Annotated in this window: 20 protein-coding genes; 7 read left to right on the forward strand and 13 right to left on the reverse strand. The window is 66.3% G+C overall.

Translation table 11 applies throughout. The annotated features are described in order from the left end of the window. The first annotated feature begins 8 nt into the window (after positions 1–8). Both ACILRJ_RS06105 and ACILRJ_RS06110 read left to right on the forward strand, forming a co-directional pair. Positions 9–404 carry a hypothetical protein gene (locus ACILRJ_RS06105; protein WP_395681408.1) on the forward strand — a complete coding sequence of 132 codons (396 nt, stop codon included), beginning with the start codon at positions 9–11 and terminating at the stop codon, positions 402–404. Positions 405–533: 129 nt separating this feature from the next. After that, complete coding sequence (locus ACILRJ_RS06110; RefSeq protein WP_395681410.1) at positions 534–1496, forward strand: NAD(P)-dependent alcohol dehydrogenase; 963 nt, start codon at positions 534–536, stop codon at positions 1494–1496. A gap of 24 nt (positions 1497–1520) precedes the next feature. On the opposite strand, the gene ACILRJ_RS06115 is transcribed toward ACILRJ_RS06110, so the two are convergent. Next, positions 1521–3284: a hypothetical protein gene (locus ACILRJ_RS06115; protein ID WP_395681412.1), complete on the reverse strand. Its 1764-nt coding sequence runs from the start codon at positions 3282–3284 to the stop codon at positions 1521–1523. A gap of 147 nt (positions 3285–3431) precedes the next feature. Here ACILRJ_RS06115 and ACILRJ_RS06120 point away from each other — a divergent pair, with 147 nt between their 5' ends. Further along, positions 3432–3845, forward strand: coding sequence for a hypothetical protein (locus ACILRJ_RS06120; protein ID WP_395681414.1), 414 nt, complete (start codon positions 3432–3434; stop codon positions 3843–3845). Between the two features lie 45 nt (positions 3846–3890). Here the strand turns inward: ACILRJ_RS06120 and ACILRJ_RS06125 are convergent, their stop codons facing one another. The 4 genes from ACILRJ_RS06125 to ACILRJ_RS06140 all read right to left on the reverse strand — a co-directional run bounded on the left by ACILRJ_RS06125 (position 3891) and on the right by ACILRJ_RS06140 (position 7643). After that, the gene (locus ACILRJ_RS06125) at positions 3891–4403 is read right to left on the reverse strand and encodes a hypothetical protein (RefSeq protein ID WP_395681416.1); all 513 of its coding nucleotides are present in this window, start codon (positions 4401–4403) and stop codon (positions 3891–3893) included. A gap of 154 nt (positions 4404–4557) precedes the next feature. Next, entirely contained in the window at positions 4558–5628 is a 1071-nt protein-coding gene (locus ACILRJ_RS06130) for a DUF5694 domain-containing protein (RefSeq protein ID WP_395681418.1), read from the reverse strand. A gap of 69 nt (positions 5629–5697) precedes the next feature. Then, positions 5698–6471, reverse strand: coding sequence for a hypothetical protein (locus tag ACILRJ_RS06135; RefSeq protein ID WP_395681420.1), 774 nt, complete (start codon positions 6469–6471; stop codon positions 5698–5700). Positions 6472–6704: 233 nt separating this feature from the next. Then, the gene (locus ACILRJ_RS06140) at positions 6705–7643 is read right to left on the reverse strand and encodes a transporter (protein WP_395681422.1); all 939 of its coding nucleotides are present in this window, start codon (positions 7641–7643) and stop codon (positions 6705–6707) included. 229 nt (positions 7644–7872) lie between these two features. On the opposite strand from ACILRJ_RS06140, the gene ACILRJ_RS06145 reads away from it, so the two are divergent. Next, positions 7873–8352: a VOC family protein gene (locus tag ACILRJ_RS06145; RefSeq protein WP_395681424.1), complete on the forward strand. Its 480-nt coding sequence runs from the start codon at positions 7873–7875 to the stop codon at positions 8350–8352. Positions 8353–8476: 124 nt separating this feature from the next. On the opposite strand, the gene ACILRJ_RS06150 is transcribed toward ACILRJ_RS06145, so the two are convergent. Together ACILRJ_RS06150 and ACILRJ_RS06155 are read right to left on the reverse strand one after the other, a co-directional pair. Then, positions 8477–8965: a hypothetical protein gene (locus ACILRJ_RS06150; protein WP_395681426.1), complete on the reverse strand. Its 489-nt coding sequence runs from the start codon at positions 8963–8965 to the stop codon at positions 8477–8479. Positions 8966–9060: 95 nt separating this feature from the next. Beyond that, on the reverse strand, positions 9061–9651 hold the full coding sequence (locus tag ACILRJ_RS06155; protein ID WP_395681428.1) for an aspartyl/asparaginyl beta-hydroxylase domain-containing protein: 591 nt from the start codon (positions 9649–9651) through the stop codon (positions 9061–9063). A 330-nt stretch (positions 9652–9981) separates the two neighbouring features. Here ACILRJ_RS06155 and ACILRJ_RS06160 point away from each other — a divergent pair, with 330 nt between their 5' ends. Further along, the gene (locus tag ACILRJ_RS06160) at positions 9982–11346 is read left to right on the forward strand and encodes an APC family permease (protein WP_395681430.1); all 1365 of its coding nucleotides are present in this window, start codon (positions 9982–9984) and stop codon (positions 11344–11346) included. Here ACILRJ_RS06160 and ACILRJ_RS06165 read toward each other — a convergent pair. From ACILRJ_RS06165 to ACILRJ_RS06180, 4 genes are all read right to left on the reverse strand, one after another. Next, positions 11337–12563, reverse strand: coding sequence for a DUF1624 domain-containing protein (locus ACILRJ_RS06165; protein ID WP_395681432.1), 1227 nt, complete (start codon positions 12561–12563; stop codon positions 11337–11339). The two genes, ACILRJ_RS06160 and ACILRJ_RS06165, sit on opposite strands and share 10 nt — an antisense overlap. A 3-nt stretch (positions 12564–12566) precedes the next feature. Further along, the gene (locus ACILRJ_RS06170) at positions 12567–13784 is read right to left on the reverse strand and encodes an alpha-hydroxy acid oxidase (protein WP_395681434.1); all 1218 of its coding nucleotides are present in this window, start codon (positions 13782–13784) and stop codon (positions 12567–12569) included. Between the two features lie 96 nt (positions 13785–13880). Beyond that, positions 13881–15308, reverse strand: coding sequence for an MATE family efflux transporter (locus ACILRJ_RS06175; protein WP_395681436.1), 1428 nt, complete (start codon positions 15306–15308; stop codon positions 13881–13883). Positions 15309–15590: 282 nt separating this feature from the next. Further along, on the reverse strand, positions 15591–16073 hold the full coding sequence (locus ACILRJ_RS06180) for an Hsp20 family protein (RefSeq protein ID WP_395681438.1): 483 nt from the start codon (positions 16071–16073) through the stop codon (positions 15591–15593). A 238-nt stretch (positions 16074–16311) separates the two neighbouring features. Between ACILRJ_RS06180 and ACILRJ_RS06185 the strand changes: the two genes are divergently transcribed. Together ACILRJ_RS06185 and ACILRJ_RS06190 are read left to right on the forward strand one after the other, a co-directional pair. Next, positions 16312–16686: a hypothetical protein gene (locus tag ACILRJ_RS06185; RefSeq protein ID WP_395681440.1), complete on the forward strand. Its 375-nt coding sequence runs from the start codon at positions 16312–16314 to the stop codon at positions 16684–16686. A 195-nt stretch (positions 16687–16881) separates the two neighbouring features. Further along, positions 16882–18231, forward strand: coding sequence for a hypothetical protein (locus ACILRJ_RS06190; RefSeq protein ID WP_395681442.1), 1350 nt, complete (start codon positions 16882–16884; stop codon positions 18229–18231). 432 nt (positions 18232–18663) lie between these two features. Here ACILRJ_RS06190 and ACILRJ_RS06195 read toward each other — a convergent pair whose 3' ends face one another. Both ACILRJ_RS06195 and ACILRJ_RS06200 read right to left on the reverse strand, forming a co-directional pair. Then, positions 18664–19062 carry a VOC family protein gene (locus ACILRJ_RS06195; RefSeq protein WP_395681444.1) on the reverse strand — a complete coding sequence of 133 codons (399 nt, stop codon included), beginning with the start codon at positions 19060–19062 and terminating at the stop codon, positions 18664–18666. 29 nt (positions 19063–19091) lie between these two features. Continuing rightward, positions 19092–19994, reverse strand: coding sequence for a GyrI-like domain-containing protein (locus ACILRJ_RS06200; protein WP_395681446.1), 903 nt, complete (start codon positions 19992–19994; stop codon positions 19092–19094).

A 19994-nucleotide genomic window follows, 5' to 3' on the forward strand; every position in this document is an offset into this window, starting at 1 on the left:
AACGGTACGTGAGCTACGTCGTCATTTCCAGCTTCGAGAACGTCGCCACCGGCGACCTGCAGGCGCAAGGTGAGTCGATCGCTGTTTTCCCGGATGAGGCAGCCGCTCGCGCGCACTACACCGCCCGTTCGGGCAACCTGGATGCGGCAGCGGCCAACGCGCGCACACAGGATGCCGATGCAACCCTGATCGCCTGGACGTTGCTGTTGCGCATGCCGCTCGAAGTCTCGAATGCCGAAGAAGCACTTGAAGATCTCGAACTCGTCATCGAGGAAACCGATTCGGTGGACGATCCATTCGGCGAGCTGGTCGTCGCGTACTCCGGCCGGCGGCATGCGCCGGGTGGCGCCGAGGACTACCCGCAGGCGGCGGCGCTGCGCGGACTCGAGGCATGGCTCACCTGAGCCGTTGTGTGCTGCGCGACGTCGACTCCGACGTGAGATGGTGCTGCGCCTTCCCTGCCTTGTGGCACGCGTCACCGCCCAGCGCGTGTGCGACCCTTGCCGCAACGAATCCCGATGCGGGAGGCGGGCATGAAGGCGATCGTCTGCACCCGATATGGTGGTCCGGATGTGCTCCGGCTCGCCGAGGTCGCTACACCCGTTCCGGCGGACAACGAGGTGCTGCTGCGCGTTCGCGCGGCTTCCGTCAACGCGCTCGACTGGCGCCTGATGCGAGGCAAACCGCTGATTGCGCGCTTCATCGCGGGCGGCATGCGCAGACCCGCACATGCCGGCGTCGGACGCGATGTCGCCGGAGAAGTGGTTTCAGTCGGCACCGGAGTCACCCGCTTCGCGCCAGGTGACGCGGTGTTCGGCGCCTGCATCGGTGCGTTCGCCGAATACGCCTGCGCCAAGGTCGACCGCCTCGTGCCGAAGCCGGCACATGTGTCGTTCGAATCGGCGGCCGCGGTGCCGGTCGCAGGTACCACCGCGTTGCAGGCGCTGCGCGACAGCGGACGCATCAAGGCCGGGCAGCGAATCCTGATTGATGGCGCATCGGGCGGCGTCGGAACCTTCACGCTGCAGATCGCCAAGGCGCTCGGCGCGAACGTCACCGCCGTGTGCAGTCCAGCGAACGTCGATGCGGCGCACGCGATGGGCGCCGATCGCGTGATCGACTATACGCGCGAGGATTTCCTGCAGGACGGACAGCGCTATGACCTCGTCGTCGGCGCCAATGCACATCGCTCGATCTTCGACTACCGCCGTGCGCTGCGCGAGGCGGGCATCTACGTCATGGCGGGTGGCGGCGGCTCGCAGATCCTGCAAGGGCTGCTGCTCGCGCCGCTGCTTTCGCTGGCAGGTCGGCGCAAGCTGCGCTTCGTCGGTGCGAAGCTGGGCCTCGGCGATCTGCATGTGCTGCAGGGAATGCTCGCTGAAGGAAAAATCGTGCCCGTTATCGAACGACGATACGCCCTGCACGAAGCCGCCGATGCCGTGCGCCATGTCGAGGCCGGCCACGCGCGCGGCAAGGCCGTCATCGTGATGCCCTGATCCGAACGCTCGAACCCGCTTTCCTCAGGGTTGCTCGAAACCGTTGGCAAAGATCCGGTCCGGCAGCCGCTCGATCGCACCCATGTCGTACGGACCGAGGCCATCGGGCTTGGGCAGGTCCTGCGGGCGCGCCACGCCGAGCAGGTCGGGAATCGTGCCCGTGCCGGCACCGCAGGCATCGACCGCCGGTGAATCCGGGCCGGGCACGTGCAAGCCCGCCGGATACAGGCCACTGGTATCCCACTGCGGATCGGCGACGATGACGTGGGTGACGTTCGCCTGCCCGGCCAGTGCGCTGTCTTCATGCACGAGCACGCAGTCGACGCCATATGTCGTGCCGTTCGGCGTCGCCACGACGAGACCGGTTCCGGCGCCATTGTCGTCGTACAGCAACGAGTTGCTCGCCGCGAAACCGCCAGGCGCGTCGAAGCGGATCAGCGCGCTGTCATCGCTGCCGTTGTCTGCAATCGTGACGTAGCGCAGATCGAAATTGCCGCCGGACGAACGCAGCAGTTCCGCAGCGCCGTGGTTGCCGGCGATGTGTGCATTGGTCAACGTCGCCCCCGCACCGCTGGCGCCGATCTGCATCACGCTCGCGTGCAGCGCATCGTTGTTCGCGAACATCACGTTCCACATCAGCGCATGGGCGTTGCCCGACAGGGCCACCGCGCCGCCCACGGCACCGGCATGGTTGGCGCGGAAGCGCGCGCAACGTTCCATGTCGCCACCACAGCCGCCCGTCAGCGACGAATCCAGTTGCAGGAAGCCCGAGTCCGCATACAGCGCGCCGCCATCGACGCCCGCCTGGTTGCCGTCGAACTGCACGGCGCGTTGCATGTTCGACGCACTGCCGAGGCCGGTGAAGTACAGGCCACCGCCGCTGCCACCTGCGCTGTTTCCGACAACCGGCGCGAGCCGCAGCGGCGCGTTGCCACCGAGGCTGAAGTAGCCGCCGGACACCCATGCGCCGCCGCCATGGCCGGTCGCCGCATTCAGGCGCAGACCGACATTCGGGTCCGTCGGGCCGGAGCTGTTCGACGGATAGATCGACGTCCCGCATGCCTGCTGCGCGACGCCTCCACCGTTTCCACCCGCCGTGTTGCCGGCGACGAGGCAATACCGATCGCAGTACAGCGTCGCGTCGACGCAGTACATGCCGCCGCCGTCCTGCGAAGCATGGTTGTTCTGCACGGTCGCGGCGGCCTGGTTGCCGACCATGATCAGGTTCGGAACGCCGGACGCGGTCGCCTCGACGGCGACGCCGCCGCCGTTCGTGGCGGTGTTGTCGTGTATGTCGGTTTCGTACAGCGTCAGCACCGCATTGCCGCGCACGCGCACGCCACCACCATTGCCGACCCGGTTGCCGCCGGTGATCTCGAGTTGCGACCCGAGCGTGACCTGGAATCGTCGCGCATCGCCTGCGATCGAGCCGTCGATGTCGACGACCGGCAAGCCGCCATTGCCGCTCCCATGCAACACGGCGGTCCCGCTAGCCGGCCCAATGGCACAGGTGGGGAAATTCCCGCTCAGCCCGATGCCGGCACTCGCCGCGGGTGTCGGAATCGTCAGCGCCACCGCGTCGTAGGTCTGCGCATTCGAGATGTAGACCGTGACGAATTCCGGGCTTGCGGAGGTCGCCCACGCATCGATCGCGTCCTGGATCGTGTGGTAGTCGCAGCCGGGATCGCTGGCGGGGCCGACGAACACGTTCTGTGCGGATGCGAGCGGCGCGAACGCCGACAATGCGAGGCATGCGCGCAGCGCGAGGGGGCGAATGGTAAAGGGCATCGATCGGTCTCCTGGTCGCAGCGAGAAACGTCGAACCGCACGAAACTCGGACATTGACAGGCGCCCAACCTCATCGCCGCGATTGACGTCGCCATCCGTGAGACACGACGAGACGATCCTGCGCCTCCCCAAGCGCTGGAGCACGCCATGAGCATCGATCGAATCCCCGGATTTTTTCCCTGCAGCGTCCCGCTCGCGGTTCCCGGTTCACGGCGCACCGAGCGTTGCTATGCCTTGCATGGCAAGGCGCGCGACCGCGACCCTTGCTGGAACACGCAGGTCGAACTGGTGCTGGTCGACGCGGAACGCGACGTGCGCAACGTGCTCGGCTATCACCAGACGCCGGATCGGTTCGTCTGCGATGTCGAGCCGGGCTGGCGGGTGCTTGGCTGGCGAATGGCCGACGGCTCGCTGCCGTTCGGCGACTACGACCAGGTCGACCCCGACCTCGCGCAGATCGATGCCCTGCCCGAGCCGTGCGGCGCTGCCGAATTGGATGCAACGCTCGCCTTCCGCATGCCGGGCAATGACTCGCCCGCGTGGCCCAGCCTGTTGACGTGATCGCACCGGCCGGCGCAAGCGCGTCGGACTCCCTCCGGTGGCAACCTACTTCGATCGGGCAAAGGATTCTTCGCCGCCCGTGTCGCGGGCCGGATCGTAGCTCGCGTCGTTGCGGATGTAGGTCTCGCTGCGCGTGAGCGTGCCGGAAGCATCGAAGCGCAGCCAGAACGCGTGCTCGTGCGAGCCGGAGGGATTCTGCAGATTGGCGCCATCGAGGAACGCGAAGCGATGCGCGCCGCCTGCGTCGGTCGCCACCAGTTGCAGCCGCGGCGCGTTGCCCTGCGGGCAGTAGTGGGTGGCGAGCAGGCGTTCGCCATCCATCGTGTATACCGTCATCGATTGCCGCGTCGGCGACATCGTCCAGGTTTCGACCACGCTCGACCCGTTGGCGATGGTGCGGTAGTTCACCGTCGTCGCGCCGCCGCTCGTCGTGCTGTGCCAATCGCCGGAAAGCGTCTTCAGGCGCTCGAAGACGTCCTTCGACGATGCGCCAGCGGCCGATGCGGCACACGACAGCGTTGCCAGCCATATCCCCAGCACCAAGGCACGAGTGATCATGCGTACTCCAGATGTTGCGCGCAGGATACCCCCGCCCGACGCGTAGACGGCCTCGGGTGAGCCTGCCATGGATGCAGTTCGTCGCAAGTGTCACTGACGCGCCGAGACAGCGCGTCAGCGACCTCGCCTCATCGCGGCCGGCGTTGCAGCAGGTCTATTTCTCCCGCAAAGCCTTCTGCACATCCACGATCTCCACCCCCTGCATCTGGCCGAGCAGGCTGTCGAACCACGGCTTGTGCGAGCTGCCGACGACCACCAGCACGCGCGCACCGGGGCGTTGGCGGAATGCTGCGCGGATGTTGGAGACCATGCGCAGGTTGCGGGTTTCCCAGCCGGCGACGTAATGCCGACCGTAGTGTTGCGGCGAGGGATCGCGCAACGCCGCCCCGAAATCGCTTTCGATCGCCAGTTGCATCACATCCGGCTGATTGATGTAGCGATACAGGGCGAGCATGTCACCGCCCTTCTTCAGCGCTTCCACATGCTCGCGCATCGGTGCGGCCTTCGCGCGCCCGCTGCTCCACGCTGCCTGGATCGCCTCGCCGTACGCGTTCTCGTCTGCAATCACGATGCTGTCGCCGGTGTGGTCGTCGATCGGATACACACGCTGCAAACCGAGCCGCGCCGCCAGACGCGCCGCGACCTGGTCGCTCTCATTGCTGCCCGTCGCACGCTTGCGCAGTTCCGCGACCAGCGCGTCGTCGAGTCCGTCGCCGGTACGCTGCTCGGCCTGCGGCAGTTGCAGCCATTGCACGACCGCGGATGATGCATCATTGGCGGCAAGGAACAGTGCCGCAAGATGTCGCCGCTGCGCCGCCGACGGTTGCCCTGGCCAATCCGCCAGCAGCTTCGCCGCCGCGGCGATGGCCGCCGGAACATCCAGTCCGGTTGCAGCTTTTGCGGCAGCCGTATCGCGGCAATAGGGCGACACGTCCTGTGGAGGGTAGATCGCCGGGTGACGCGCGAGCAGGTCACAGCCTTCGCCGGAGAGGTTCTCGATCGTGATGATGTCCGGCTTGAACGCGGCGAGGCGTGCCAACAATGGCTCGAGCGATTCCGGCTTGACTGTTTCCTTCATCTGCGACAAGTGCACGCTGCCAAGCACCAGCACCTGTGAGCGCGGTCCGCTCATGTGCTTGTCCAGCGCCGACAGGTCAACTCCCGCCTGCGCCGGCCCGCCTATCGTCAAGGCCGCCAGCGCGGCGGACGCAACCCACGTCTTCATGCATCACTCCCGGATTCTCGATGAATCGAGCAGATGCGGGAGCACGGCGGAAGGTTTAAAACCTCCTGCTCAGTGGGCCTTCGACGCCGGCTGCTGCCGCACGACGGCGATGCAGATGACGATGAATGCAAGCAGCACCGCCGAGGCCGTGAACCGGCTCAGCGCGAGGCCGCCGTTCGCCAGCGGCTTGTCGAGGAAATCACCGACGACCGCGCCCAACGGACGGGTCAGGATGAAGGCCGCCCAGAACAGCAAGGTATGCGAGATGCGCGTGCGGTAGTACGCCACCGCGACCAACGCAAGCAAGCCGCCGAACAGCACCATCGCGCCGAGGTAACCCATGCCTTGCGTGTCGGCGGTCCAATCACCCAGCGCAGTGCCGAGCGTCTGAGAAAACATGATCGTGACCCAGTAGAACGCTTCCGCCCTCGGCGTCGACACCGAGTCGATCGCGACCGTACCGAGCGTCCGGTGCCAGATTCCGAGCGAAAGCAGCAACAGGACCAGCAGCAACGCACTGCCACCCGCGTAACCGATCCCGAGCGAGCGATCGGCAAAATCGGCGAGCGTGGTGCCGACCGTCGTCGTCGCGATGATCGTGAGCCAGTACAGCCACGGGTGAAACTGCTTCGCGCGGATCTGCGCCGCGACCGCGACCGCGAAGATCACCGCGAAGATCGCCGTGCTCGCCAGGTAGCCAAGACCAAGCGACATCGACAGCGCGTCGCCGCCGGTCTCGCCCAGCGTCGTCGCCGCTATCTTGACCAGCCAGAACATCAACGTGACGGCCGGGACCTTGCTGTACGCGGATGTTTGGGTGTTGTCGTTCAGGAGGGATGCCATTTAGATGTCACGACTTGCGCCGACGGAAGCCGACGCCACAAGCCAGCGTATCGCGAAAACCTGATGGCATTCTTTCAGAGCAGGAGGTGTGGCCCGGGGTTGACCGCGCTCGCGCATCACGAGCGCATGCTAGGCTCGCCGGAGATCCCAAGGCGGCCAATGTCCGCAATCCAGACGTCGAATGGGTCCACGCCGCTGCGTGAATCGGCGCAGCGGCCCTGTCACGGCACGCCTCACAGGAAAACGCTCAAGGCCACGATCGGAGTGAGCGAGCGGGCGTTGTGTCCACGCGCGGGAATGTAGCGCGCACCGGCGATCACGCCGATCCGCGGCGACCAGTTGTATTCGACCGCGGGAACGAGGGCGAAGGTGTCGAACGTACCTGTGCGGCGCGTTCCGCTCGCGTCACGTACCGACGTCGGCGCGTCGTGGCGATAGTAGAAGTCCGCCGCGAGCACCCAGTTGCGGGTGATGCTGTATTCCCACGCATTGTCGAAGGAAACGCTGGCACCCGGTCGCGCGGTGCCGTCGAAACCCGCGGACGTGCCGTAGACACTGAGGTCGTGCACGGGAGCTCGGCTGGACAACGAGCCGCCGATGTTGATGCGACCGCGCAGGATGCGCCCGTTGGGCAACCAGAACACCTGCTGTGCATAGACGGCCAGTGTCGTCACGTACGCGCCGTTGCCGAACCCGTTGCTTGCACGATCGAGCCGATCATGACGACCGATCGGCAACGACTCCTCGATCGCCAGCGCGATCGCCGGCGTGCCGCTGCCGGGGTCCAGCGTGGTCAGCGCGTAGTGTGCATGCAGCGCGAGGTCGCCGACGCCGACATGCGCACTGGGGCTGCCGCCCACAGGTCGCGTGTAGCCGAACGAGGGCCGCAGGCCGACCGTCCATCGATCGGTCAGGCCGTACAGCAAATAGGTCTGCGAACCGAATCCGTCGCCGCCATCGGATCGGACGTCGAACAAATAGCTCTCGACATAGAAATGGCCCAGCGGCAGCGGCGCCGGCGAATTGGCGACGACCGGGCCCGTCCACCACGCATCGTCCAGGCTCTGCCGTGCGGGTGGCGCGGGATCGGCACCCGATTGCGCGCTCGCCGACACCATCGGCAAGCCCGCTGCCAAGGCCGCGAGGAAATGCCACGCAATCCGTTGCATCATGGCGTACAGGGTCCGCGGATCGATCCCATCATGTCGTTTCCCGTTAGTCGTCGCGACCCGATGGCACGCGACGTCGCCGAGTATGAAACGCGGTGTCACACCAGGAAGGGCCGCTTGGCGACGAATCGGATGGTCCACTCGTGCACGTCCCCGTGTCGATCCATGCGTTCGTCGTTCGTCGCAACGATGGATGCAGCAAATCCCCCATCCCTGAATCAGGAGAATCCGCATGGTCAGCAAGAACACGGTCTGCCTCTGGTACGACGGCACTGCCCTCGATGCCGCGACGTTTTACGCCAGGACGTTCCCGGACAGCGCCGTGCGCGCGGTCCATGCGACACCGGGCGACTTTCCCGATGGCAAGCAAGGCGACGTGCTGACGGTCGAATTCACCGTCATGGGCATCCCGTGCCTGGGGCTGAACGGCGGGCCTGCGTTCAAGCACGACGAAGCGTTCTCGTTCCAGGTAGCCACCGACGACCAGGAAGAAACCGACCGCCTGTGGAACGCGATCATCGACAACGGCGGCCAGGCAAGCGCCTGCGGCTGGTGCAAGGACAAATGGGGCCTGTCGTGGCAGATCACCCCACGCGCCCTGACGGACGCGATCACCGACCCTGACCGCGAGGCCGCCAAGCGCGCCTTCGACGCCATGATGACGATGACGAAGATCGACATCGCCGCGATCGAAGCGGCACGGCGCGGCTGAGGGTGGCGCTTGCGGGCGCGCGTCGGCATGGCGCGCCGTCGAATACCGCGCGCTGCCCGGCAATGCGAACCGCAGCAGGCGCGGGCCGCCAGCCGGAATCGCGGCGGTTCCAGCGGCGCAACGGCTACTGCGCGGACTTCGCGCTTGCGTCGATCCATTCCTGCTTGACGTACGCGCGGCCGCTGCATTGCCGGTTGAATTCGTCGATGACCGCGTTGTGCTTCTCGACCAGCACCGTGTGCGCGGGCAGACGCGCGTTGTAGTCCTCGACGAGCGCCGCGTGCCGGTTGACGCGTTCGTTGTAGCGGTCGATTGCGCCGCCATCGGTGTGATCGAGCGTGACCTCGTCGCGGTCGAGGTCTTCGCCGAGCCGCTTGAAGATCTGTTCGGCGACGTCGAGGTTCTGTGTTTCCTGCTTCAGGGTCCTCGCCAAATCGCGCGCCTCGGCATCGAGCACGACACAGCGGCGCAATGCGGCGCCGGTCAAGGTCGGTCCGCTGAAATGCCTGATGCTGTCGAGCGCGGGGCCGAGCGGCGCCGGCTCGCGGCCGCTCGCCGCCAGGGGACCCATGCAGGTCAGCAAGATCACGATCCACCAGCCATGCGCACGCATCGGAGACTCCATCGGGTTCGTGGAAACCACGCGAAGCGGTCGCGCAAGGGGCCATCGACGGTTCACCGTGGCGGGCACCCGCATGCAGCGGTGGCCTAACCCCCGAGCATCTTTTCCAGCCACGCATCCACGTGCACATCCAGCACCAGATGCACCCGATCGCTCGTCCCGTCGTTGCGCACGGCATGCGGATCGGCGAGGCGCAGGTACCACGCCTCGCCCGGCGCCATCGCCACCGGCGTGCCGTTGAGCACGAAGGCGACGCCGGGATTGGTCGTGATCGGCACATGGATGCGTGCGACGCCCATCTCGGCCATGAGGTCGTGGTCGTTGTGCTCGTGGATGCACGATCCCGGCGCGAGGCGCATCAGCCGCACTGTCGTCACCGGACAATGGAAGGCTTCGATCACGCGCCGCAGGCAGGGCGAGCGATCGAGCCATGGCGTATCGACCCATTCCGTTGCGGAAGGATCGGAATAGATCATGCGGATCGGATGCGTCTCGCCCGCCGGCGCGCGCAACGGAATGACGCTCCAGTCGCCGGAGTAGTTCTGCTTGACGTAGTGCTCGACCCAATCGGCACCCTGCAGTGCCATCAGGTCCGCCGCCATTGCCGGCACGTCGAACGCGAACGGCAGTCGTACCCGATCCGGGAACCGCATCGTCTGCCCGCGCGCATTCAGCATGTGCTTGCTACTCCGTTCCCGCCTTCATGATATCGAAGACCGGCAACGACGCGCCGAGTGTCACGCCGTGGCCAAGCGGAAACACCGATTCCCGCATGCAGCCGGGCGAACGTCCACAGCATCATGATTCGCGCGCCATCGCCCGCGCCGGCGATTCCCTCATTGCTGGCCATGGGCGCAATGGGCGGAGGCTTGCCGCAAGCCGCCAATGGTTTACGATGTCGAATCGGGGAACGTGGGTTTTTCGGCGATCTTGTTCGGCAAGGCAGCTTTCCGCATCCATGGTCTGGCGCCTCGTCAGCATGGCCCCGTCACGGAACGGGGGAGACCGTGACAGACAAGGCGAGCGCGCCACCTGGCAAGCTGCTGCAAGTCCTCGGCGTGGCTTTCTGTCTGGCCGTATTGGTCGGCAACACGATCGGCATGGGCATCCTGCGTACGCCGGGCGAGATCGCCGCACAGCTTCCGTCGGCGCCGTTGTTCATGGGCGTGTGGGTGGCCGGTGCGGTGTATGCGCTGCTGGGAACCTTGACCGTGTCGGAGCTGGTCGCGATGCGGCCACGTTCGGGCGGCTTGTATCCGCTGGTGCAGCACGGGTTGGGGTCGTATCCGGGTTTCGTGGTCGGCTGGAGCGACTGGTTGTCCACCTGCGGCAGTATCGCCGCCGTCGCGATCGTGCTCGGCGAATATGTCGGCCCACTGGTACCGTTCCTGGCGGGTCATGAAAAACTCACCGCTTGCGCGGTGGTCCTCGCGTTCGGCCTGCTGCAATGGCGCGGCATCCGCATCGGCGACCTCGCCCAGCAGACGACCAGCCTGCTCAAGGCATTGGCCCTGATCGCACTGGCGCTGGTGGCGTTGTTCTTCCCCTCCCCGATGACATCCGTCGCGGCAGTCCCGGCCGCAGCGGACCTGCCGGTCGGCATTGCCCTGATCGGCGCCGTGATCGTCGCGATGCAGTCCGCGATCTACACCTACGACGGCTGGACCGGTCCGGTCTACTTCAGCGAGGAACTTCCGGATCCGGCGCGCGATATCCCGCGCACGATGATCGCCGGCGTGTTGCTGGTGATGGTCATCTACCTGCTGTTGAACGCCGCATTCCTCAGCGTCATTCCGATCAGGGAAATGGCCGGCGACCCGTTCGTGGCCGCCAGCGCCGCGTCGCGCCTGTTCGGCCCGCGCGGCGACACGGTGCTGCGGGTCGTGATGATCCTTTCGCTGGTTGCGTCGGTGAACGCGCTGGTGCTGATGGCTTCGCGCGTACCCTACGCGATGAGCCGCGACGGCTTGCTTGCCGCCGGATTGCAACGGGTGAATGCCGGCGGCACGCCGGTGCCGGCCCTGTGGACCAGCATCGGGATCGCCCTGGGCCTGATCGCGACGAATACCTTCAACACGATGGTCGCCCTGCTCGCCTTCATGTTCGTTGCGGACTACGCGATCACGTTCACTACCCTGTTCGTCATGCGCCAACGCCACCCCGATTCACCGAGGCCATTCCGCGTGCCGTTGTACCCGCTCGTGCCGGCACTCGCCCTGCTCGGATCCCTCGCCTTCCTCGCAGCAGCGTTCGTCAACGACACCGCCAACAGCCTGCTCGCCCTCGCCCTGGTGGGGATTTCGTGGCCGGTCCATCGACTGTTCCGGCGCAATGGCGCGTCCTCGCCCCGCACGAAGCGTCTTCAGAGATAGCTCAGCCACCAATCGCCGCGTCGCGCCTTTACCGCACAGACCCAACGGCACAAGGGGTACAGCAGCGCGACGACCGCTGCCCAGACCAGATACACCGCCGGCAGGGGCACGCCATAGCCCGGCGGAAACGCGGGCGACGCTGCGAAGAATTGGCGCGCGTCGAAGCCCTGCAACACGCCGAGTCCGACGGCCAGCAGGTGCAGCAAGTACAGGTGCGCGACATAGAACGCGAACGGCACGCGTCCGAACGTGACCAGGATGTCCTTGAGCGGCCCGCGCCAGCGTTCTGCGTATGCGCATGCAATCGCCGCCGGACCGAGCGTCATCAGGGCATACAGGAGGCTCGGCGGATACTTTTCGGTATTGAGAAAACTCATCAACGTCGCCACCGCTCCTCGATCCTGCACGTGCCAGGGATGCGGGTCGCCGTACACGTTGATCAGGCGGATGAAGGCGAAAGCAAACGTCAGCGCGAGGCCGCCGCGCAACAGCCAGGCGTCGCGCTTCGCCGGATCCATCCGGAACACGTCGGCGATGCCGAATCCGCACGCCATGATGCCGAGCCATGGCAGCAGGGGATACGCGAACCGGATCCGGTATGGCCCGAAATCGATCGACATGCGCGCATGCAGTGCAACCCACAGCGGATGGTCGAGATGGTCACTCGCCGTGGCCGCCGGCCACACGGCATCGAGCGCGTTGTGCCCGAGCATGATCGCCAGGCCGATCACGAGACATGCGCGCGCCCCCAGGAACTGCAGTCCGGCCAGCACGACCATGCACGCGCCGATCGCCCAGATCACCTGCAGCGGTATGACGATCAGGCCACCCGCCTGCGCAGAGCCGAGCGGCGCGAACGACCAAGCGGTCGAGATCACGAACCACTCGATGAAGATCAGCCACAGCCCACGCTTGAGCAGGAACAGGCCGAGTTCGCGCGGCGTCTTGCGCGCGGTCATCAGCCCGGCGCTGGTGCCTGCAAGCAGCACGAACACCGGCGCGCAGAAGTGGGTGATCCAGCGCGTCGCGAACAACAGCGGCGTCACATTCGGATCCGTCATCGGGTTCTGCACGGTGCCGGCGACGAAGAAGTCGCGCGCATGATCGAGCACCATGATCACGAGCACCAGGCCGCGCAACACGTCGATCGACGTCACGCGGTAGCCACGCACGGACGAATCCGGCGCGGAACGTGCGGCGCCCGTGCCGGTGGACATGCCTCAGGTCCAGGCTTTGCGCAGGACGTGGCTCGCGTCGATCGCGCGAATGTCGCGCGTGCCGGCCTGACGCATGATCTGTTTCAGCTCGCGCGTGTAGATGTCGAGCACCGATTCGACGCCAGCCTGGCCCATGGCGGCGAGGCCCCAAACCTGCGGGCGACCGATGCCGACGCCGGTCGCGCCGAGTGCGAGCGCCTTGAATACGTCGGTGCCGCGGCGCACGCCGCCGTCGATGAAGACCGGAACGCGACCCTTCACCGCGGCGACGACTTCGGGCAGGCAGTCGATCGTTGCGCGCAGGGTTTCTTCGTCGCGTCCGCCGTGGTTCGAAACGACGATGCCGTCGACACCATGCTCGCACCCGAGCGCGGCGTCTTCGCCGGTGACGATGCCCTTCACGATCAGCTTGACCGTCACGAGCTTGCGCAGCTTGTCGAGGAATGCCCAGCTCATGTCGCTCGGAGACAATTCGGTGACGCGGGAGACATCGAGCCCTGCGTAGGCCGGCGCCTTGTGCAGCGGATCGTGCGAGTTGTTGACGTGGCAGGCGGTGCATACGCGCTTGTCGGCTTTCATCGCGCGCAACAGCGTCTCGTTGTTGCGTCCGGGCATGTTGTCGACGGTCAGCGCGATGGCCTGGCAACCAAGTTGCTCGGCGCGCTTGACCAACGCCTCGGTCACCTTCCAGTCGTTGGTCGCATACAGCTGCTGCCAGATCGGTGCGCCTCGCGCCTTGATGACATCCGCCTGCGCGACCGAGGCCACGTTGGAAAGCATCATCTGCACGGAACGCGACGCGGCTGCCCGAGCCGTCGCCACCTCGCCCTCCGCATGAAATGCGCGCTGGCTCGACACGGCCGACAGATACATCGGCGTCGGCCATTGCGTGCCGAATACCTTCACGCCCGTGTCGAGGTGGCTCACGTCGACGAAGCGGCGCGAGCGGATTTCGTAGTGCGCAAACGCGTCGTGATTGATGGCGACAGTACGGTCATCGTCGACGCCGGTGGCGATGTAGCCGAAGTGCGCCGGCATGTCGGCGAGCGCCGCGCGTGCCAGCTCCTCGAACTCCATCACGTTGAGTGCAGCCGCGGCATGCGCGGGCTGCGCAGCTTCCGCAGCCGCCGCCCCAAACAGCGGGCGAGCAAGACCCAGCGCCGGAAGCGCCGCGATACCACCGAGCAGTGCACGCCTCGACACGAACCGGGACGGGTTCATGATCGATCCCTTGGCGACTGGCGAGGGCTGAGTCTAGCGCGGATGCAGCGGGAGTCCAGTCCGCCGGTCGACCAGATGACGCGCGTCCATTCCCTGCTAGACCCTCGCCGCCTTCCATCCGCCGCGCGAAAACAGCCACAACGTGAACAGGCCGACCGAAGTCTCGGAAACGAACACGGCCCAGAACACGCCGGTTTCCTGCCAGCCCAGGTGCAACGCCAGCCACCAGGCCAGCGGAATCTGGATCAACCAGAAGAACACGACGTTGATCCACGTCGGCGTAGCCGTGTCGCCCGCACCATTGAAAGCCTGCACGCTGACCATCCACCAGCCGTAGACGAACAGCGCGTAGGACAGGATGCGAAGCCACTCGCTGCCGACGGCGACCACCTTCGCGTCATCGGTGAAGAAGCCGACGATGTGCTGCGGCAGGAAGAAATACGCCAGCGAAACCGCCACCAGGTACAGCATGTTGTAGCGGCCGATCCGCCACACGGCCGCTTCCGCGCGATCCGGCTGCCCGGCCCCGAGGTTCTGTCCGACCAGCGTGGCAGCCGCGTTCGACATGCCCCAGGCCGGCATCATCGTGAACATCATGAAGCGGATGGCGATGGTCGCGCCGGCCACCGCTTCGCTGCCGACGTTGGCGAGGATGCGCATGAGGAAGATCCACGAGGTCATCGCCACGATCATCTGGCCGACACCGCCGAGCGAGGTGCGCACGATGTTCCACAGCACCGCGCCATGCCACGACAGATGCGATGCCGCCACGCGGATGTGCTTGCCGGCGTGGAACAGCATCCACAGCTGGAACAGCACGCCGGTGCCACGACCGATGTTGGTGGCGATGGCCGCGCCCTCGATGCCCCACTCGGGGAACGGGCCAACGCCGAAGATGAGCAACGGGCACAGCACGATGTTGAGCCCGTTCGACAGCCACAGCACGCGCATCGCGATCGCTGCATCGCCGGCACCGCGGAAGATCGCGTTGATGACGAACAGCAGCATGATGACCGCGTTGCCGCCGAGCATCCACTGCGCGTAGCGGTAACCGTGCTCGATGGCCCACTCGTCTCCGCCCATCAGGCGCAGCAGGTCCGGCGCGAAGGCAATGCCGATCACGGACGGCAGCACCGATGCGAGCAGCGCCACGATGATCGCCTGTACCGCCGTCACGGCCGCTGCATCCGGCTTGCCTTCGCCTATGCGCCGCGCCACCACGGCGGTCACGGCCATCGCGAGGCCCATCGCCATCGAATACACGAGGAACAGATAGCTCTCGGTCAACCCGACCGTCGCCACCGCCGACGGCCCCAGCTTGGCGACGAAGAAGATGTCCACCACCGCAAAGGTGGATTCCAGCACCAGCTCCAGCACCATCGGCACGGCGAGCAGGAATACCGCGCGACGCAGCGGGATCTTCGTGTAGTCCGCCTGCGTGCCGCGCACGGCCTCGCGCAATGCGTCCCAGAAGGATTGGGTTGCCGTGGATGCTGGCAGCGTATCGGCGGGAACGGGTTGCATGGGAGGCACTCGCTGGCGACGGGCGATAGTAGGCAAGGTCCGGACAAAGCGCATCACGCTTCGCCCGGGTTTCCGACTTCGACGCACGAGCGAGGGTCGGATCGACATCCGACCTGCGAGGCCGTTGCCTCATCCCCGTCGGGGCAAGAAGGAAAAATGAGCGCGGCCCGGACGCCTCGCCGGCACCTGGCCAGCTCGCATGCGCCGCGCCATGTCGCGGCTCCGTCGCGGTCATCGGCAATGCAGGCGCCCTTCCCCGCGAAGGGCGCCTGCGGTACAGCATCACGCCGCCTTGGCAGCCTCGATCTGCGCGGGCGTGTTCGCACCCGCGACGCGCTCGCCCTGGATGTCGATGCGACGGGGCTTCAGCGCTTCGGGAATCTCACGCCGCAGTTCGATCGTCAGCAAACCCTTTTCGAGCGACGCGTTCGCGACCTTCACGTGGTCGGCGAGTTCGAAGCGGCGCTCGAACGTCCGCTCGGCGATTCCCTTGTGCAGGTACTCCGCCTCGGGGCCGAGCACGGCTTCGCGCTTCGCGCCGGAAATCACCAGCAGGTTCGGGCGATCGGTCAGCGTCAGTTCGTCGCGATCGAAGCCGGCGACCGCCATCACGATGCGGTAAGCATCCTCGCCGACGCGGATGATGTCGTACGGCGGCCAGTTGTCCGCCGGCTGGATGCGGCTGGCGCTTTCGAGCACGTCGAATACGCGGTCGAAGCCGATGCCGGTGCGGAACAGGGGCGAAAAATCGAGTGTGGTCCTCATAGCCATATCCTCATAGTGGCAAGCAACATGGGCATGAAGAGGCGTGCTGGACGCCCTCACGGCGGGCCCACCATGGCGCCCGCAAGGCGCATCTAGGGCTCGCCTTTCGGGTTTCAAGGGGGCCACCCGCGCGACCTTCGCCCATCGCATCCGCGCTCGCCGGCGGGAACAATCCGCGCGGTCGGTGGTCCGTTCCAGGGCCCCGCCAAGGGCAATCTTTTTCCGCGAACTCGCAGAGGTGCTCTTCATGATCTCTACCGTCCGCCGAGACCCTTCGCAGTGGTGTCTCATGGCCACCCTCCAGGTCGCCGAAGGCGCGCCGGACCTGCCGGCCATCCTTGCCGACCTCGATTTCGACTTCCGCCTGGAACGCACCCCGTCGCCTGCCGGCGTCGTGTGGTTCAACCTGCTCGTCGATGCGCGCCGCGGACACCGCCGCTGCGCACGCATTGCCCATCGCCTGCTGAACGCGCTGCACAGCATCGCCAAGTGCGGCGACCTGCCCGACTTCAGGATCATCGCGGGCGAGCGCTGGCTGCATTCTCCGCTGCCCGATGACGCCATGCAGCCCATCGAGAGCCACAGCCATGGGTCGCCGTCGGAAAGTCCTTGAGCGGCGGTGACGGCGGCCCGCTTCCCGTCACGCATCGCGCTCCGCGCGCGCAGTTCCTCTCCCGCATCGCGGGAGAGACAGCGGCGCCGTTCCCTCCGGCGTGCGCCGCCCTTCGCCATCCATGGCGCGTCGCGTCTGTCGCATTTTCCTGCTTTCCGCGTTTCTGCAGGTAACGTCACTGCGTGGTACATCGCCATGAACCGGGTCGCTTGCCTGCTGCTGTCCGTATTCGCCGCCTCGGCCCACGCGGCAGGCTGGACCCACGCTGGTCAGATCGACTCGCCGTGCTGCTTCTCCGGGTCGCACGACGGCATGAAGTTCGGCACCGTCGTCGCCGCCGATCTGGACACCGGCTCGCCGCCGCAGGTGCGCGCGCTCTATGTCGGTGCGCCGGGCTTTTCCATCGTCGACGGACCGACGGTGTATCCCGAGGCGGGCATCGTGTTCGTGTTCGTTCCCACGAACGGCGGCTGGCAAGAGGCAACGTATCTGACGTCGGCCTTTCCCTCGGCCAACGGCCACTTCGGCGCGGCCCTGGCCGTGGACAGCGGCGTGGTCGCGATCGGCGAACCGGGTTACGACAACGCAACGCACACGGACGCAGGACGAATCACCCTGCTGCACGATCGCAACCGCAGCAACCCGACCTACACTCCGCCCCAATTCGACGGCCTGTATTTCTGGGACAGCACGCTCGACAACGGCCACTTCGGCAGCAGCGTCGCGGTCGCGGGCGACGGCATCGGCACGGGTGGCGCCGGCAACTGGATCGTCGGCGGCGCACCGGGAGCGGGCGCGGGCTGCAGCTCGCTGATCTACTTCGGCGACGATCAGTCCTGGGACGACAAGGGCAGCGTATGCGGTGCCACCAATGGCGACGTGTTCGGTGCATCGGTCGCGGCGTATTCATTCGGCGCCGGCGACATGCTGATGGCAGTCGGTGCGCCCGGAGAAGGCAGCACGGCCGGCGGCGCGCACGTTTACCACCTGTCGGGCGGCGCGATCGCGAACCTCAGCAACCTGCAGGCGCAGAACCCGGGGATTTTCGGCTTCTTCGGCACCAGCATCGCCATCGACAGCCAGCGCCTGTACGTCGGCGCGACCGGCGGCGACAAGCCGGCCGTCGGCCGCACGGGATCGGTCACCTTGTTCAACCCTGGCGGCCCGAATCACTTCACGTTCGCGGGCGAAGTATTCCCGGGCAGCGACGCGCAGGCGGGCGACCTGTGCGGCGCGTCGATCGGGTTGAATCTCGTCGGCACCGGCTTCGCGATGGGATGCCCGGGCAGCGACGCGCAGAGCAGCGGCGAAGGCTTTGCGCGCGTCGTCATGCCGATCCCCTTCATCGGCGGCACGCTCTGGATCGATCAGGCGCTGCAGATGGGAAGCCTGCCGCACGGCGCCGACGACATGGGCCGCGGTGTCGCGATGGTCGGCAACTACGTTTACGCCGGCGCCCCGCTCGCCGATGATCTTCTCGGAAGCGACAACGGCATCATCCAGATCTTCGGGCCCGACGAGTTGTTCACGGATGGGTTCGATTGAACAGGCTTTCGTGGGAGCGACGGAAGTCGCGATGCTCCCACTGCGCACTGCAAGAGCATCGCGGCTGCCGCCGCTCCCACACTGCTTCGAGCGATGCTCTTGTGGGAGCGACGGAAGTCGCGATGCTTTTCATTTCCCACTGCAAAGAGCATCGCGGCTTCCGCCGCTCCCACAGAAGGCTGCTTCGAGCGATGCTGTTGCGACTTCCTTGCTCCCTGCTCTTGTGGGAGCGACGGAAGTCGAGATGCTTTCATTCCCCACTGCAAAGAGCATCGCGGCTTCCGCCGCTCCCACAGAAAGCTGCTTCGAGCGATGCTGTTGCGACTTCCTTGCTCCCTGCTCTTGTGGGAGCGACGGAAGTCGCGATGCTTTCATTCCCCACTGCAAGGGCATCGCTGCTTCCGCCGCTCCCGCAGCAGATTGCTTCGATGCCTACCTCGGCTCCCACAGCTCGACCGCATTGCCGTCGCAATCCTTGAGCCACGCGAAGTGGCCGTACGGATACTCTGCGGTCTTTTCGACCTGCACGCCCTTCTCGCCGAGCGCGTGCAGCACTGCGCCGAGATCCTTCACGCGATAGTTGATCTGGCCGGTGCGTGGCGCTCCGGCAATGTCGTGTTCGCTGCCGAGGATGGCCCAGGCGATCTCGCGCCTTGTTTCCGGTTCGTCGGCGTCGCGCACCTCGAACGTCCGGTAGATCGCGTTGCACTCGGCTTCGCCTTCGCCGGTACTCGCGGGCACGATGCCGAAGCAATCGGCGTACCAGTCCGCGAGGCGCCGCGGATCGTTCGAAAACAGGAACACGCCACCTATACCGTCAATCAGACTCATGCCGCCTCCACGCCAGTGCGCACGCCGGGTCAACCGCCTGTGCGCGCCAGCGTGCGGATCGGCACGCACAGGTCCAGATCGAAATGCGACCAGTCGGTCGCCGCTTCCTTGTCGAGGAACACCTCGATCGCGGGCGCGTGTTCGGGTTCGTACGCGCTGTGGATCAGCCACCCGCGGAACAGGTAGCCCCACGCCGTCGCCACCGTGCGCAGATCTCCCGACACGTGCGCGACCGCGTAGCGCATCGGCGGCAACGTCAGCGTCGACATGCCCTCGGCAACCGCGAACGGCGACGACGAGGCGAAACACACTTCGTATCGATACAACTCCCGCGGTGTCACGTGCGGATCGTCGATCGACATGCCGAACAGCGTGCCCTCCGCCAGGATGCCCTCGCGCCGCGCCCACGCCACCATTTCGCCGAATGCCGCGAGCACGCGCCCGCCTTCGAACGCATTCACGACCCGCAGGTACGCGATGCGTCGTTCGGGCAGGTCAACCAGGCGCACCGGGAACGCGGCGCGCTGTTCCTCCGCGCTCATGGGCAGACGATAGTCGAGCTCCGGAAACGGTTCTTTGCGGATCTTGCTCTCGCCCATCTCGCCCTTGCGGCGGAAGCGGCTCGGCGTCGTGTCGTACGCCGCGCGGAACGCGCGCGAGAACGCGGCCGACGAGGAGAAGCCGCAGTCGAGCGCGATGTCGGTGGCGCTGCGGTCCGAATAGCGCAACAGGCGCGCGGCCTTCTCGATGCGCGCGCGATTCGCGAACGCATTGACGGTTTCGCCGGTCACCGCGCCGAAGATGCGATGGGAGTGGAATTCCGAGAACCCCGCGACGCGCGCGAGTTCGTCCAGCCGCACCGGCCGGTCCAGGTGCGCGCGCAGGTGGTCGACGACGCGATCGATGCGCGCGGCGTAGTCGGAGTTCGCCAC

The organism is Dokdonella sp., from assembly GCF_044227025.1.
GTDB lineage: Bacteria > Pseudomonadota > Gammaproteobacteria > Xanthomonadales > Rhodanobacteraceae > Dokdonella_A.

Bases quoted from the DNA above. Each gene is read 5' to 3' on its own strand.
- ACILRJ_RS06110 (WP_395681410.1), top strand. From the start codon at position 534: ATGAAGGCGATCGTCTGCACCCGATATGGTGGTCCGGATGTGCTCCGG.
- ACILRJ_RS06115 (WP_395681412.1), bottom strand. From the start codon at position 3,284: ATGCCCTTTACCATTCGCCCCCTCGCGCTGCGCGCATGCCTCGCATTG.
- ACILRJ_RS06120 (WP_395681414.1), top strand. From the start codon at position 3,432: ATGAGCATCGATCGAATCCCCGGATTTTTTCCCTGCAGCGTCCCGCTC.
- ACILRJ_RS06125 (WP_395681416.1), bottom strand. From the start codon at position 4,403: ATGATCACTCGTGCCTTGGTGCTGGGGATATGGCTGGCAACGCTGTCG.
- ACILRJ_RS06130 (WP_395681418.1), bottom strand. From the start codon at position 5,628: ATGAAGACGTGGGTTGCGTCCGCCGCGCTGGCGGCCTTGACGATAGGC.
- ACILRJ_RS06135 (WP_395681420.1), bottom strand. From the start codon at position 6,471: ATGGCATCCCTCCTGAACGACAACACCCAAACATCCGCGTACAGCAAG.
- ACILRJ_RS06140 (WP_395681422.1), bottom strand. From the start codon at position 7,643: ATGATGCAACGGATTGCGTGGCATTTCCTCGCGGCCTTGGCAGCGGGC.
- ACILRJ_RS06145 (WP_395681424.1), top strand. From the start codon at position 7,873: ATGGTCAGCAAGAACACGGTCTGCCTCTGGTACGACGGCACTGCCCTC.
- ACILRJ_RS06150 (WP_395681426.1), bottom strand. From the start codon at position 8,965: ATGCGTGCGCATGGCTGGTGGATCGTGATCTTGCTGACCTGCATGGGT.
- ACILRJ_RS06155 (WP_395681428.1), bottom strand. From the start codon at position 9,651: ATGCTGAATGCGCGCGGGCAGACGATGCGGTTCCCGGATCGGGTACGA.
- ACILRJ_RS06165 (WP_395681432.1), bottom strand. From the start codon at position 12,563: ATGTCCACCGGCACGGGCGCCGCACGTTCCGCGCCGGATTCGTCCGTG.
- ACILRJ_RS06170 (WP_395681434.1), bottom strand. From the start codon at position 13,784: ATGAACCCGTCCCGGTTCGTGTCGAGGCGTGCACTGCTCGGTGGTATC.
- ACILRJ_RS06175 (WP_395681436.1), bottom strand. From the start codon at position 15,308: ATGCAACCCGTTCCCGCCGATACGCTGCCAGCATCCACGGCAACCCAA.
- ACILRJ_RS06180 (WP_395681438.1), bottom strand. From the start codon at position 16,073: ATGAGGACCACACTCGATTTTTCGCCCCTGTTCCGCACCGGCATCGGC.
- ACILRJ_RS06190 (WP_395681442.1), top strand. From the start codon at position 16,882: ATGAACCGGGTCGCTTGCCTGCTGCTGTCCGTATTCGCCGCCTCGGCC.
- ACILRJ_RS06195 (WP_395681444.1), bottom strand. From the start codon at position 19,062: ATGAGTCTGATTGACGGTATAGGTGGCGTGTTCCTGTTTTCGAACGAT.